At 53.9% G+C, this 13,422-nt stretch carries 14 protein-coding genes; 4 read left to right on the top strand and 10 right to left on the bottom strand.

Annotation, left to right across the window (positions count from 1 at the left end; genetic code table 11):
- The 4 genes from ACXI0A_RS23745 to ACXI0A_RS23730 are packed head-to-tail and all read right to left on the bottom strand — an operon-like array spanning window position 1 to window position 3,945.
- Entirely contained in the window at window positions 1-942 is a 942-nt protein-coding gene (locus ACXI0A_RS23745) for a PfkB family carbohydrate kinase (RefSeq protein WP_476147149.1), read from the bottom strand.
- 8 nt (window positions 943-950) lie between these two features.
- A complete protein-coding gene (locus ACXI0A_RS23740) occupies window positions 951-1,790 on the bottom strand; it encodes an ABC transporter permease subunit (protein ID WP_476146688.1) in 840 nt (279 codons plus the stop codon).
- Complete coding sequence (locus ACXI0A_RS23735; RefSeq protein WP_224932694.1) at window positions 1,780-2,688, bottom strand: carbohydrate ABC transporter permease; 909 nt, start codon at window positions 2,686-2,688, stop codon at window positions 1,780-1,782. The genes ACXI0A_RS23740 and ACXI0A_RS23735 overlap by 11 nt, the downstream gene beginning before the upstream one ends.
- A gap of 9 nt (window positions 2,689-2,697) precedes the next feature.
- The gene (locus ACXI0A_RS23730; RefSeq protein WP_224932693.1) at window positions 2,698-3,945 is read right to left on the bottom strand and encodes an extracellular solute-binding protein; all 1,248 of its coding nucleotides are present in this window, start codon (window positions 3,943-3,945) and stop codon (window positions 2,698-2,700) included.
- Window positions 3,946-4,206: 261 nt separating this feature from the next.
- On the opposite strand from ACXI0A_RS23730, the gene ACXI0A_RS23725 reads away from it, so the two are divergent.
- Window positions 4,207-5,376, top strand: coding sequence for an ROK family protein (locus ACXI0A_RS23725; RefSeq protein WP_476146690.1), 1,170 nt, complete (start codon window positions 4,207-4,209; stop codon window positions 5,374-5,376).
- 128 nt (window positions 5,377-5,504) lie between these two features.
- Here the strand turns inward: ACXI0A_RS23725 and ACXI0A_RS23720 are convergent, their stop codons facing one another.
- From ACXI0A_RS23720 to ACXI0A_RS23710, 3 genes are read right to left on the bottom strand one after another with little or no spacing between them, the layout of a single operon-like run.
- Entirely contained in the window at window positions 5,505-6,206 is a 702-nt protein-coding gene (locus tag ACXI0A_RS23720; RefSeq protein WP_476146691.1) for a GNAT family N-acetyltransferase, read from the bottom strand.
- Between the two features lie 59 nt (window positions 6,207-6,265).
- The gene (locus ACXI0A_RS23715; protein WP_476146693.1) at window positions 6,266-6,640 is read right to left on the bottom strand and encodes a hypothetical protein; all 375 of its coding nucleotides are present in this window, start codon (window positions 6,638-6,640) and stop codon (window positions 6,266-6,268) included.
- A complete protein-coding gene (locus ACXI0A_RS23710; protein ID WP_476146695.1) occupies window positions 6,612-6,848 on the bottom strand; it encodes a hypothetical protein in 237 nt (78 codons plus the stop codon). Before ACXI0A_RS23710 ends, ACXI0A_RS23715 begins: the two co-directional genes overlap by 29 nt.
- A 365-nt stretch (window positions 6,849-7,213) precedes the next feature.
- Between ACXI0A_RS23710 and ACXI0A_RS23705 the strand changes: the two genes are divergently transcribed.
- The 3 genes from ACXI0A_RS23705 (at window position 7,214) to ACXI0A_RS23695 (ending at window position 8,817) form a co-directional block, all read left to right on the top strand.
- Entirely contained in the window at window positions 7,214-7,672 is a 459-nt protein-coding gene (locus ACXI0A_RS23705; protein WP_476146697.1) for a DapH/DapD/GlmU-related protein, read from the top strand.
- A gap of 108 nt (window positions 7,673-7,780) precedes the next feature.
- On the top strand, window positions 7,781-8,242 hold the full coding sequence (locus ACXI0A_RS23700) for a helix-turn-helix domain-containing protein (RefSeq protein ID WP_097118777.1): 462 nt from the start codon (window positions 7,781-7,783) through the stop codon (window positions 8,240-8,242).
- The gene (locus tag ACXI0A_RS23695; RefSeq protein WP_476146699.1) at window positions 8,242-8,817 is read left to right on the top strand and encodes a VapC50 family PIN domain-containing toxin; all 576 of its coding nucleotides are present in this window, start codon (window positions 8,242-8,244) and stop codon (window positions 8,815-8,817) included. The genes ACXI0A_RS23700 and ACXI0A_RS23695 overlap by 1 nt, the downstream gene beginning before the upstream one ends.
- Before the next feature lie 42 nt (window positions 8,818-8,859).
- On the opposite strand, the gene ACXI0A_RS23690 is transcribed toward ACXI0A_RS23695, so the two are convergent.
- From ACXI0A_RS23690 to ACXI0A_RS23680, 3 genes are read right to left on the bottom strand one after another with little or no spacing between them, the layout of a single operon-like run.
- A complete protein-coding gene (locus tag ACXI0A_RS23690; protein WP_476146701.1) occupies window positions 8,860-10,650 on the bottom strand; it encodes a dipeptide ABC transporter ATP-binding protein in 1,791 nt (596 codons plus the stop codon).
- The gene (locus ACXI0A_RS23685) at window positions 10,647-12,089 is read right to left on the bottom strand and encodes a M81 family metallopeptidase (protein ID WP_476146703.1); all 1,443 of its coding nucleotides are present in this window, start codon (window positions 12,087-12,089) and stop codon (window positions 10,647-10,649) included. Before ACXI0A_RS23685 ends, ACXI0A_RS23690 begins: the two co-directional genes overlap by 4 nt.
- A 10-nt stretch (window positions 12,090-12,099) precedes the next feature.
- Window positions 12,100-13,233 carry an ROK family protein gene (locus tag ACXI0A_RS23680; protein ID WP_476146705.1) on the bottom strand — a complete coding sequence of 378 codons (1,134 nt, stop codon included), beginning with the start codon at window positions 13,231-13,233 and terminating at the stop codon, window positions 12,100-12,102.
- Window positions 13,234-13,422 lie beyond the last annotated feature (189 nt).

Genomic DNA, 13,422 nt, shown 5'->3' with positions numbered 1-13,422 from the left:
TTAGCGCTCCTGTGCGGAAAGTTGCAGTTGATGCCAGTCGGGATAGCGACGCGGCAGGGTACTGATTGCCAGTGAAGCCACCGCGATGCCCCATTGCAACGCGGTGGTAATATCTTGCTGATGCAACAGCGCGGTGAGGAAACCGGCGTTGAAGCTGTCGCCTGCACCAATAGTGTCCACCACGGTGACGGGCTTCGCGGGCTGATTGAGGTGCTGATGTGATTGCCAGCAACCCGCGCCCTGCGCACCGCACTTCACCACGCAGCCGCCGCGGCCGCTGAGTCGTTGTGCAAGTTGTGAGGCGGCCACGTTGAGATCCTCCGCGTCCATCAGGCCCAGCGTTTCGACCTCATTGAGCAGCAGCCAGTCACACAGCGGCAACCATTGCGCCATCTGCTGGCGAACCTCTTCGGTCCAACCCTGCGGCGGCCAGCCGGTGTCCACGGCGGTGATAAACCCGCGCTGCTGCAATTCACTCAGCAACAGCGGATATTCGTTGTACAGATGCAGGCACAAGAAGGTGCCGCACAGCAGCACGATATCGCCCTCGCTGGCGCGCAGCGGCAGTTGATTCAGCACATCCTCGGCGGTGAGTCGCACGATATGGCCGAGATTGCTGAGGAACGAACGCTCGTGATCGGAGTGCGTCACGCCGACGGTGAGTGAGGTTTCGCAGTGATAGCGCGTCCAATGTGCGACGCTGTGAGGGAAGTAACTACCCAGCCAGGCGCTCAGGCCGTCATCGCCCTGATTCGCCACCGCACGATGACGTACCTGCATCGCTTCCAGCGCTAGCGCGCAGTTGCCTGCCGATCCACCCGGACGCAGTTCGCTGTGATTCACCATCACTTCGGTGCCACGCTGTGGCCAGTGGTCGAGCGTACCCATAATCAAATCGACGTTAATATTGCCGACCACATACAGCGTGGCGGTAGAGTCCATGTTCATCTTCATCCTTTGCTCCCGCCACTGGCCAGGCCGCTCACCAGCGTTTTTTGCAGCCAGATAGCAATAAACAGCGGTGGCACGGATGCCAAAATCCCGACTGCCGCGATCAAACCATCATCGGTGGCGCGTCCGGCGGTAAAGCCCGCAATCGTCACCGGCAGGGTTTGTGCCGCGATGTTGCTAGTGAACAACAGCGCATAGAAAAATTCATCCCACGCCAGTAACCAGCCAAACAGCGCCGCTGCACCTAAAACCGGTTTTGCCAATGGCAAAGTAATGCGCAGCAGCACCTGCCAGACACGCAAACCATCCAGTCGTGCTGCTTGCTCGATATCCTGCGGTAAGGAATCAAATTGGTTCTTCAGCATCCAGGTCAGGAACGGCAGGATCAGCGAGCAATAGACGATGATCAGACCGGGACGCGTGTTAAGCAGGTCCAGCTGTTGCAGCAGGAAGTAGAGCGGCAGCACAAAGGCCACCGGCGGCACCATATAGATCGCAAGTGAGGCAAACAGCCAGCCATCACGACCAGGATAGCGGGAGAAACTGAACGCCGCCGGAATCGCCAGCAGCAGGCAGATAATGGTCGCCCCGGTTGCCACCAGCAGGCTGTTACCCAGGGCATGCAGGAACAGCGTGCCGGGTTGGCCGGGTTCCAGTGAAATCAATCTGCCGTAGCGGCTGAAATCCCACTGGCGCGGCAGCCACTCCAGCGGCACTCGGGTGAGATCGCTGGCGGCACTGACGCTCATCAAAAACAGCCAACCCATTGGTGCGAGCACAGAAATGGCCACCAGCAGTGCGGCGACGTATTTCGCCGCGACGCGCAACTTAACCTTCATAAGCGCTCCCTTTTCGGCGCTGACGCAGTAATAACATCATGTAAATCGTGATCAGCACCGCGCACAGTAACGTCATCAGCATGGCGTACGCCGCACCGCTGCCTGCGCGTAAATAGCTGAATGACTCCTGATAGACATAGAAACTCAGGGTTTTGGTGCTATCCACCGGGCCGCCACGCGTCATCACATAGATGATGTCAAAAATCTTGAAGGCATCGATGGTACGCAGCACCAGTGCGACGCTCAGCGCACCCACAATCGCCGGGAAGGTGATGGCACGGAAACGCCGCCAGGCGGATGCGCCATCGAGTCGCGCGGCTTCAAACAGATCGTCGGGAATGGATTGCAGCGCAGCCAGTACCAGCAACGTTACCAGCGGATAGTTCTTCCAGATGTCGGCGAACATCACCGCATTGAGCGCCGAATCAGGCGATCCCAGCCAACTGCGATAACCATCGATAATGCCCAGTTGCGTGAGCAGGGCGTTAATGCTGCCATAATCCGGATTGAAATTGAGGCGCCACATCATGGCGTTGACGATGGTCGGCAGCGCCCACGGCAGAATCACCAGCACGCGCAGGATGTTACGCCCGGCAAATTTCTGATTGAGCAGTAATGCCACCAACACGCCAATCACCCCCTCAAACGCCACCGAGACCACGGTGAAGTAGAGTGTGCGCCACAGCGAAGTTTGAAAATCGGGATCGGTGATGGCAAACAGATAGTTCTCCAGCCCAACCCAGGCCGGTGATTCACCACTGCCAATTAAGGCGGCATCGGTGAAACTTAGCCAGATAGTACGTAACAGCGGCCAGGCGGTGAGCAACAGCATCACCAGCAACATGGGTGCTAACAGCACCCATGCCTGCCGTTGTTCGCGTTGACGCAAACTCAGCATGCTGACCCCTTAACGTAAACGCGCAGCACTTTTATCCACCGTTTGCATCGCCGCATCTGGCGTGGCGCTGCCCACCAGCACTTGCTGCAACTGCTGCTGCAAGGTATTGGAGAGACGGGAGTAATCAGCGGTTTCCGGGCGCGATAACATCACATTCAGTGACTTGTCAGCCGCCGCAATCAGGCTCTCCTGGTTCTTCAGCACCGCTGGATCCTGATAAGAGCTTTTCCAGATCGGCAGGCTCAGAGTGGCATATTTGTTCTGCACCGGCTGTGAGGTCATGTAGCTGATGTATTGCCACGCCTGATCTCCGTGGGTGCTGCCTTTGGCGATACCGAGACCCATCGAACCGTTCACTGCACCAAATTTACCTGGCGCATCGCCCGGTGCCGGAACGATCCCGACCTGACCGGCCACTTTGCTCTGCTTCGGATCGTTGGCCATGTTGTACATGTAGGTCCAGTTCAGCGCGAAGGCGGCATCGCCATTGGAGAAGGATTTACGCACATCCTCTTCCAGATACTCACGTGATGCCGGATTGCTCAGCCCCTCATCCAGCGAACTCTTCATCAGCTTCACTGCCTGCAAGGATGCCGGGCTGGAGAAATCGAGCTTGCCGTTGTTGTAGAACTTGCCGCCAAAGCCCGACACCAGCGTGGTGTAATCGCACACCAGCGCTTCCGCCTGCGACCAGCTCCACACCAGCGGATATTTAACGATGTTTTTCTGCTTGATGATGCGCGAGTCATCGATCACCTGCTGCCAGGTTTGCGGCGGGGTGGTGATTCCGGCTTTCTCCAGCATCGCTTTGTTGTAATAGAGGTATTTGGTATCGAGGATCCACGGCATGCCGAGAGTTTTACCGTTGTAAACGACCGTGTTCATCGCGCCTGGGAAGATCTTCTCTTTCTCATCTGCCGCGATGCGGCTGCTAACGTCCTGCAGCAGATCAAACTTAGTGAATTCAGCAGGCCAGATGGCATCGAACAGCACCACGTCATAACCATTGCCGCCAGCGCCACGTGCCGCGACAATTTTGTCATGCAGCGCTTCGTACGGCACAAACTCCAGATTGACCTGTACGTCCGGATGCGCTTTCTGGAACTCCTGCGTCATGGCGCGAATATCATTTTCGCTGTAAGCCGCCTGAGTCATAAACAGCGCATTGAGGGTCGTTGCGGCTGCTGCATTACCTGCGCTGGCTAACATCACCGCGATGGCACAGCCTTTCAATGTGGTTGAGAACCGGATTTTCATAACTTTTTCCGCCTTGATGCGAGAAGAGGGTGTTTAATTAAATCAATTTGATTGATTTAATAACGCGCACAGGTTGTCAGGTTGCTGCAGCTGACATCAATGAGCTAAAGCAAGTGACATGCCAGGGCATAAATCTCGTTTGCCGCTGCACACTACTCTGCACAGATTTTTGCCGCTGTCAGGTAAACAGGTTGTAAAATGTGTAGCCGATCATAGATATTGATGCGCTGGCAGTCGCGGTCGTGAGAAGAGGGAAGCAGGATGAGAACATCAGGAACCAATCTGGAACATGCGCGCGCGCACAACCGTCGTGTGATCATCGAAGCGATCCGCCTGCACGGCGAGCTGACGCGGGCTGAGCTGGCGCGACTGACCGCTCTGACGCCACAAACCGTTTCCAACATTGTGGCGGAACTCGAAGGCGCTGAACTGCTCACCAGCCGCCAACCGCGCAAGCAGGGACGCGGCCAGCCGGCGATTCCGGTGATTCTTAATCCGGCCAGTGCGTTCTCCATTGGCATCCATCTCGATCATCAAACCTTGCTGATCGTGCTGGTGGATCTCACCGGTGAAATTCATTTCCGTCGCCTTATTCTGGTGCAAAAACCTCAGCCCGATGCCACTTTAGCGCGCATTGCGAAGGTGCTGGCGGAGATCAAAACGCAACTCGGTGCCCGCTGGCAGAAAGTTTTGGGGATCGGCGTGGTGATGCCGGGACCGTTTGGCGTGGAGGGGATTTCATCAGTGGGACCTACCACCTTGCACGGCTGGGAGACGGTTGATATCGAAGCCAGACTGGCGGAGATGAGCGGCGTACCGGTGACGCTGGAGAACGATGCCACGGTTGCGGCAATTGGGGAACGTTTCCACGGTGTCGCACGCCAACTCAACTCGTTTATCTATCTCTACATTGGAACAGGGTTGGGCGCTGGCATCATCATGGATGGCCATGTGTATAGCGGCCATGCGCACAATGCTGGTGAAATCGGACATGTGGTGGTGGAACCCGGTGGACGCGAATGTTACTGCGGCAATCACGGCTGCCTGGAGCGCTATGTCTCACTGCAGGCGGCCTATGAGTTCTGTGGGCTGGACCCGATGACGGCATTACCAGACGATTTGCTGGAGATCGATCCCGCGGTGTTCGACCGCTGGATTGATACGGTGCTGACGCCATTGCGCCAGGGCATCAATATGCTGGAGTGCATTTTCGATGCGGAGAGCGTGATCATCGGCGGCATGATGCCCGCAGCGCTACTGGATAAGATCATTCAGCGCCTGCCACCGCTTTATCAGTCGGTACGCGGGCGTTATCTCACTGGATCACGTTTGAAAACCGGCTTAACCGGCAGCGATACCGCGGCATTAGGGGCAGCGGCGTTGCCAATTTTTGACGAGTTTAATCCGCAGTTTCAGGTGTTGATGAAGTAAGGCCTTAAACGGTCAGGTTAGACCCGTTCCAGCTCTTGATTGACTCTGAAACAACAATCTTTGCTCGCCTCGCCACACGCGATGGGCATTTCCGGCCGCCTGCGCTGCGGTGGATAATCTGTTTGGATTTAGCGTGTGAAAAATACGCTTAACTTTTGCCGCTCGTGGCCGTGCGCATCCATATTATCGACCGCCAGCCAGGCCGATAACGCATGCTCCACCTGCGGCCATTCGCCATCAATCATCGACAGCCAGTCGGTATCGCGATTGCGCTGCTTGCGAGTCATTGCCTGGCGGAAACGCCCTTCATAGGTAAAGCCAAGGCGTTCCGCTGCCCGACGTGAGGCGAGGTTGGTGGAGTCGCAACGCCAGGCCACCCGGCGATAGCCCAATCCAAATGCCTGCTGTAGTAACAGGAAGATTGCTTCACTGCCTAATACGTTACGCTGCATCAGCGGTGACCAGGTGACATGACCGATCTCTATCGCACCGTTCTGGCCATCAATATTGGCGAAACATACCGCACCCGCGGCTAGCTGAGTGCGATGGTCGATCACCGCATAACACACCAATCCACCATCCTGGCATTTTCCACTGACCCAACTTTCCATCTCTGCCACCGAGGCGGGCTGCGTCGCGCCCAGCCAGGTCCAGTCACGATCGTCTAACGCCAGTGAAAAAGCGGCAAACAAAGCGTGACTGTGCGCAATATCTAACGGTTCAAGCGTACAGAAGCGGCCATTAAGCGGAATAGCAGGAGGCGAAGCCAGCGGCTGCCAATCAGGCAGAGCAAAACCCACTGGCTGACCATATTGATTTAGTTGCGTCATTGTCTTTCCCTGGCTGAGTAGCAAATTATGTGTAAGGGCACTGTTTCGCCATAATCCACTCAGTTTATAACAAGAAAATTATCGGGCGATTTAAAATCCTTTTTACGCATTACCGTAATGACATTTTGTACTACCCATAACTTACCGACTTGATTGTCATGGGTGATAGCACAGGGGAAATGCAAATGTGTTTTGTTGCATTTTAAAACAAAGCGCATGCCTTCATCATAATCAATTATCGTAGGAAGGTGAGTTTTAATGAATACCTGAAATACGTTATCCAACTCATGTAATGAAATAGGTGGTTTATTACGAGGATCGTTTAATCGTTCAAATGCGGCATGGAAAGTAAAATGAATTCTGGCGCAGTCTTCAGCGAGGATGTCATTAATATCAGCCTCCAAATCAAGAAGTTGTTGTTCCGTTATGGTCATAATGCTGCGCAGCAACCTCGCTCAGTTTGCGATTGAGCTCTTCATTTGAGAGTGCATGAACGGTCGCAACATGGGCGCTGTAGCCTAGCGTTCCCATCCGGACATCAAACTCTTCATTATCAAATGAATCGACAAAGACAGCGTTGCCGCTCTCAGCATCAAAGAATGAGGCGTAATTCTGCTCTATTTGCATGTCAAATTTGAACATACAGACTCCCAATCAAAAAATTCTCTTCGATTATAGATGACAGAAATTACACCTTTTATGCAGTTTTAGCGACAAGCCGATAAACAATTCGCGATGATTTTATCATCCGCTGAGCAATGTGCAATATTTAAATGGTCGAAGTGTTAAAATAATTTCTATTTAAATCATATTGTTAATGGTTTCGGTAACGAGAGTTAATACTGTTTTAAGGCCATATATGTCTCGATTTTTGATTATCAACTTGTTAGCTTTACAGTTTCCAAAACCGAGCATGCTTGTTGTTAGGATGTGTAAGTAGATTCAGTCACATATATTAAAAATATATCTCGGACGAGAATCTTCGGCACAAAACAAATGGAGCTAAAATGAAGCCTAACCTACGCGAAGTCGCAGTCAAAAACGTCGAAATTAGTAATAACGTTACGATCTACCAGCCTGCGAATGTCTATGGTTGCACACTGCGTGACGATGTATTCATTGGACCCTTTGTCGAAATCCAGGCGCATACGGTGGTAGGACGCGGCACGAAAGTGCAGTCGCACAGTTTCATCTGTGAATACGTTCGCATCGGTGAAAACTGTTTTATTGGTCACGGCGTGATGTTTGCCAACGACATGTTCCGGGATGGCAAACCGAATGCCGATCGAGAAAGCTGGGCGCGCATCACGCTCGGTAACAACGTCTCCATCGGCAGTGGGGCGACTATTCTGGCGGTGACTATCTGCGATGACGCAGTGATCGGCGCGGGCAGCGTAGTAACGAAAGACATCACGCAGAAGGGCGTTTACGCCGGAAACCCGGCGCGTTTACTGCGGTTGCTATAGCACAAGGAACAGACTGGTTGTTTCGTTTATTTCGTATGTTGTTTGTTTCGTTTGTTTCGATTAGTATTGGAGCGTTGTAACTCACGAACGAAGAAACTGGAAAAACTCATGACAAACTCAATTCTGGACAATGTCAGCCTTCCGGCTCAGAAGGAAATTGAGGCCGCTCTGCGTGGACAAAGAGAACTGGCGACTTTTCTCTCCACAAAGCTGGAGACACAAGTCATATCCATTCAGGATGCAAACGACGAAACTCACCAAATCGAATTGCCAACCTCAGCTTTAACGTTGCTAATGAAGGTGTTGGGAGAACTGGCAGTAGGAAATGCGGTGCAGGTCGTTCCGGTTCATGCTGAATTAACCACACAGGAAGCAGCCAATATCCTCAATGTCTCACGGCCTCACATGGTGAAACTATTGGAAGAAGGGAAGCTGCCATATCATAAAACTGGCCGCCATCGCCGTGTGCTTTTTGCAGATCTGATGCGCTATAAAGCTCAGCGCGAAAGTGAAAGCAATAATGCTATGCAGGAGTTGGCTGACTTAAGCCAGGGACTTGGTCTTTACTAATGACTCACTCGCCTTATCCGGTTGTACTTGATGCCTGTGTTATTTATCCAAACATGCTTCGTGACCTGCTTATGCGGCTTGGACTAAGTGGTTTATACATGCCAAAGTGGACCGCGACTATCCATGATGAATGGCAACGAAACTTGGTTAAAAATATGCCTGAAGTCACGCCGGACAAGGTTAAGCGTATAGAGGTGCTGATGGACAAAGCGCTTCCTGATGCTCTTGTGACTGGCTTTGAGCCGCTGATTTCTGGGTTGTCACTGCCTGATGAAAATGACAGGCATGTAGTTGCTGCGGCAATAAAATGTAATGCAGAAGTCATCGTCACGTTCAATTTAAAAGATTTCCCGGGCGAGAATTTGGATTCGCTGGAGATTGAGGCGATGCATCCGGATGAATTTATTTTAGATTTAATCGATCTGAATCGAGCGCTGGTTTTAAAGGCGGTGCGAGAGCAGCGTACAAGCCTTAAAAATCCAGCAATCGGTTCAGAAGAATACCTTACTTCATTGTTAAAGCTTGGATTGCCAATGACGGTGAGGGCTTTGGAAGCTTATAGCTTCATGATTTAACCCGCATCATACGGGCAGTTTTACTGATTTGTTGCGTCTGCTTTAACTCTCCATCACCCAATGCCCGGCACTGACCTCGCGATAGCGTCGTGTTTCTGGCACAAACCCTAATCCGCGCACCGGGCTTTTCAGCTCGCTGACCTCCATACGCCGTTTAAGGTGGCGTCGTGTCGGATCGGGCACTGGCACCGATGACAATAACTTACGCGTGTAGTCATGCTGCGGATTCTCAAAGATGGCGGCGCGTGGGCCGATCTCGACAATTTCGCCCAACAGCATCACCGCCACGCGATGGCTAATGCGTTCCACCACCGCCATATCGTGCGAGATAAACAGATACGACAGCCCGAGACTGGTTTGCAGATCCAACAGCAGATTAATAATCTGCGCCTTCACGGTCACATCCAGCGCAGAGACCGACTCATCAGCGATGATCATTTTGGGATCGAGCATCAACGCGCGCGCGATACAAATGCGCTGGCGCTGACCGCCGGAGAACTCATGCGGATAACGTTTCATCATCGCCGAAGACAAACCCACACGTTCCATCAAATCTGCCGCCTTGTCCCGCGCGGCCTGTTTGCTGCCAAGTTGATGTTGCAGATAAGGCTCAGTCAAGGCTTCAAGAATCGACATGCGCGGGTTGAGGCTGGCGAACGGGTCCTGGAAAATCATCTGCATCGCCCGACGTAACTGGCGCAGTTCGCTGGATGAGAGATTCAGTACGTCATAACCGTCGAAAGCGATCTCGCCCGCATCGGCTTTCACCAACCGGGTGAGGGAGCGCCCGGTAGTGGATTTCCCACAGCCGGATTCGCCGACCAGCGATAAGGTTTCGCCGGGCATCAGATCAAAAGAAATATTCTCCACCGCATGCACCGCACCGGTTTTGCGGCTTAACAAACCTTCGTGGATGCTGAAGCGGGTGCTGAGGTTTTTCACCGACAGCAGCGGCTGTTGCGAAGCGGGGCGATCAGGTTGCAGCACCACCACATCACCTTTCAGCGCAAACTTCTGCGGCCCGGTAATGCCACGCATCGCGCCGAGCTGCGGCACGGTAGCGATCAGCGTGCGGGTATAATCTGCCGCTGGCGCTGAGAAAATTTCCGCTGTGGTGCCGGTTTCCATTACATCACCCTGATACATCACCAGCGTGCGATCCGAGACTTCCGCCACCACGCCCATATCGTGGGTGATAAACAGCACCGCCGTGCCTTCTTCCTCCTGCAACGTCTTAATCAGATCAAGAATCTGACCCTGAATGGTGACATCAAGCGCCGTGGTGGGCTCATCGGCAATCAGAAGTTTGGGTCGCAGCGCCAGCGCCATGGCGATCATCACACGCTGGCGCATGCCGCCGGAAAAATGATGCGGATAATCATCGAAGCGTTTAGCGGCATTGGGAATGCGCACTTTCTCCAGCAGCTTTACCGTCTCTTCTCGCGCTGCACGTTTACTGATGTTGCGATGGTTGATCAGTACTTCAGCAATCTGGTGACCAATGGTAAACGAGGGATTGAGGCTGGTCATCGGCTCCTGAAAAATCATCGCCACAGCGTTACCACGAATATCGCGCATCGCCTTTTCACTCAGATTCAACAGATCCACGCCGTTCAGCAGCACTTTGCCGGTCACACGTGCGTGGCGCATATTCAGCAGGCGCATGATCGCCATCGACGTGACGCTTTTGCCCGATCCCGACTCACCCACTATCGCCAGCGTCTCACCGGCATTGATGGTCATCGAAACGTCCTTCACCACCTCACGCCACTGATCGTCGTGGCGAAAAGCGACGGTGAGGTTTTCTACCTGCAGCACCGGCTCGCGACTCATTTGGCCGCCACAAAGCGAGCCGAACGGGTGCTGACCGGCAGGAAAGCAAAATCAGTGTCAAAAGGATAAGCGGGTTGCAGTTTACGCTTGCGCTCCAGACGTTCGACGTACTGATCCACCACGCCTTCGGACAGCGCCATCAGGTTAGGATTAGCGAGCGGTGCCAGTTCCGGTGACAGATAGCCGGATTTCACCACCACAATTTTTGCCTGCGCGGGATGAAGCCCCAGCAATTCAAAATCCGCGATATTGTGATAAGGACGACGACGATCGGCGACTACCACGGTAATTCCGCCGGTTTTCAGCAATGCCTGTTTAGCCAGCGAACGCGCATCATCACTGACCCGCAGCACTTCAAATTCTGCGGTGACTTTGCCACCCGTGGGATCGAGCGTGGCGCCGACCGTCAACGTGAGCGTCGCCCCAACGCCTGCGGAGAAAGCAGCATCGGTGGCAGGTTTGTCGGTAATCCCGGCGACGATGACATCCTGCGCGCCCTGGCGAATCAATTCGGCTAGCAGATTGGCGCGATCGCCTACGCCGCCACCGGTCGGGTTATCGCCCGAATCGGCCAAAATCACCGGTGCAGTTTCGCTGGCGATGGCCATTTTCACGCACTCTTCGGTGCTGCCGGTGACGCAGCCAAAGACGAACTCATCACGCGCCTGCCAGTAGGCCAGTGCCAGTTTTGCGGCCTGTTCGGAGAGCACATCAGCATCGGTGCCGGTCATGATTGCCGCCGCCGTGGCGCGCGGTTCATCGGCCCAGACATAGCCGACCATCAACGACGCATCCCAGATGTGGTCAATTTCATTGATACCCGGCAAACGCGCGTACAAACTTTTTGCCGGTTCATCTTCGGTACTGGTGCGCTCACCGGGCAGCACCACCGGAACCGGTGCCCAAATCACACCGGGTTTCACGCCGGTCTGCAGGCTTTTCACCATCATTGACACGGATCGACGCATGGTCTCTTCCACATCGATGTGCGGAGCCGTGCGATAGGTGGAGAACATGTCGATGGCATCAATGATGCGCTGCGTCACGTTGCCGTGCAGATCGTAACTGACGGTGATCGGGCAATCCGGGCCGACCAGTTCGCGGGTCGCGGTAATCCAGTCACCCTCGGCATCTTCCATCCCTTCCACATACACCGCGCCGTGCATGGCAAGGTAGACGCCGTCCACCGGCAGTTGTGCTTGCAATCGGGTGAGAAAATCCTGCTTGAAGTCATCATAAGTGATCCGCGCGACTGGACCACCGGCGATGGCGCGCGCATGGAAGGTCGGCAGAAACTCCGCATCGTAATCCTGCAAAAAGGCAAAGTAGGGATTGGTCAGCAGATCGTTACCGCGCACGATGCGGAAGTCGTCGGCATAGTTCAGCACCGGGTTATATGTACTGCACTCCGTATGAATGCCACCAAAAGCAATGCGCATACAGCCTCCGCTAGTCAGGTAATTGAATGATAAATCGATATGCCGCCACGCTTGCCGCGGCGCGCGCCCAGCTCTGTTCGCTGATCACGATGTTGGAAATTGGGGTTTTGCCCATGATGGCGGGCAACACATGGCTGTCGATGGATTGCATCACCACGGTTTTCAGTAAGCCGTCGAAAGAATGGGGCTGATGCGCGATGACGATCAGCTCGGGATCGTTCATCTGAATGATATTGGCGATGGAGAGCCCCAGCGCATGGCCTGCCTGGTGCAAAATCGCAATCGCGGCGCTGTTGCCTTTGGCGGCCAGCGTCTCCAGTTCCGCGATAGATTGTGTCTCCAGCGCCTTATCGCGCACGCTCTCACGAATGGCCGTGAGCGAAGCAAGGGTATCGAGGCAACCGCGTTTGCCGCAGCGGCAAGGGCGTCCACCAGGTTCAATGGTGCAGTGGGCGATCTCACCGGCACCGCCGTGTGCGCCGCGATGCAGTTGACCCTGGAAGAAATGTGCGGAACCAATGCCGTCACCGTGTGAGATCAGTGTGAAGTTGCGCGCCTTTTTCGCCACGCCGAAAATCTTCTCGCTGACCGCCAGCGCTTTGGCATCGTTCTCCAGTGAGACGTCCAGCCCGGTTTGCTGTTTCAGCATCTCGGCCAGCGGCACGTTTTTCCAGCCCAGCAGTGCTGACTGCACGCAAACCGACTGATTTTCATCCACAAATCCAGAAAGCGTGACGCCTAAGCCAATTAGCTGGTCGGCTGAAATGCCTTTCTCAGCGATTAAGTCGGGGATTGCCGCCGCTAATGCCGTACTTAGCTGCTGCGGATCGAGGTTGAGCGCCATCTGCTTACTCGCCAGCACCAGGCCGTGCATATCGATCAACACTAAAACCACCTGCTCACCGAGCAGCGAGGCACCGAGGAAATAAGCACTGTCGGCGCGCATTTTTAATAACACCGATGGGCGACCCTGGCCGCTGGATTCCGGAACACTCTCTTCCAGCAATCCCGCGTTGAGCATCTCTTTCACCAGCGTGCTAATAGCGGCTTTGCTCAACTTCATATTTTCCGCAATAGCGGTACGGCTCATGCCGTGTGAGGCAATAAGCAGACGCAAAATTTGCTGCTGGTGGGCATTGAGCATGTCGGTTCTCACTGCAATAGCGATATGGCTTGACAATAATCAGGCCAGAAAACAAATACAACGTTATTTAGTTAATTTTTTGAACGCAGATCTAACTATAAGTAAAATATATGAACCAACGTATTGGCTTTTGTTTAGAGAGTGTGCCTTATATAGCGAGGTTATTTCACCGAACGTTCAATGATTCAT

The organism is Pantoea sp. C1E2, assembly GCF_056491465.1.
The sequence above is the reverse complement of the archived record's forward strand: the minus strand, read 5'-3'. Positions and strand labels throughout refer to the sequence as shown.

Excerpts from the sequence above, each read along its gene's own strand:
- ACXI0A_RS23700 (WP_097118777.1), top strand. The coding sequence starts at position 7,781 with ATGACAAACTCAATTCTGGACAATGTCAGCCTTCCGGCTCAGAAGGAA.
- ACXI0A_RS23720 (WP_476146691.1), bottom strand. The coding sequence starts at position 6,206 with ATGACGCAACTAAATCAATATGGTCAGCCAGTGGGTTTTGCTCTGCCT.
- ACXI0A_RS23705 (WP_476146697.1), top strand. The coding sequence starts at position 7,214 with ATGAAGCCTAACCTACGCGAAGTCGCAGTCAAAAACGTCGAAATTAGT.
- ACXI0A_RS23690 (WP_476146701.1), bottom strand. The coding sequence starts at position 10,650 with ATGAGTCGCGAGCCGGTGCTGCAGGTAGAAAACCTCACCGTCGCTTTT.
- ACXI0A_RS23680 (WP_476146705.1), bottom strand. The coding sequence starts at position 13,233 with ATGCTCAATGCCCACCAGCAGCAAATTTTGCGTCTGCTTATTGCCTCA.
- ACXI0A_RS23725 (WP_476146690.1), top strand. The coding sequence starts at position 4,207 with ATGAGAACATCAGGAACCAATCTGGAACATGCGCGCGCGCACAACCGT.
- ACXI0A_RS23740 (WP_476146688.1), bottom strand. The coding sequence starts at position 1,790 with ATGAAGGTTAAGTTGCGCGTCGCGGCGAAATACGTCGCCGCACTGCTG.
- ACXI0A_RS23685 (WP_476146703.1), bottom strand. The coding sequence starts at position 12,089 with ATGCGCATTGCTTTTGGTGGCATTCATACGGAGTGCAGTACATATAAC.
- ACXI0A_RS23745 (WP_476147149.1), bottom strand. The coding sequence starts at position 942 with ATGGACTCTACCGCCACGCTGTATGTGGTCGGCAATATTAACGTCGAT.
- ACXI0A_RS23715 (WP_476146693.1), bottom strand. The coding sequence starts at position 6,640 with ATGACCATAACGGAACAACAACTTCTTGATTTGGAGGCTGATATTAAT.
- ACXI0A_RS23710 (WP_476146695.1), bottom strand. The coding sequence starts at position 6,848 with ATGTTCAAATTTGACATGCAAATAGAGCAGAATTACGCCTCATTCTTT.
- ACXI0A_RS23735 (WP_224932694.1), bottom strand. The coding sequence starts at position 2,688 with ATGCTGAGTTTGCGTCAACGCGAACAACGGCAGGCATGGGTGCTGTTA.
- ACXI0A_RS23695 (WP_476146699.1), top strand. The coding sequence starts at position 8,242 with ATGACTCACTCGCCTTATCCGGTTGTACTTGATGCCTGTGTTATTTAT.
- ACXI0A_RS23730 (WP_224932693.1), bottom strand. The coding sequence starts at position 3,945 with ATGAAAATCCGGTTCTCAACCACATTGAAAGGCTGTGCCATCGCGGTG.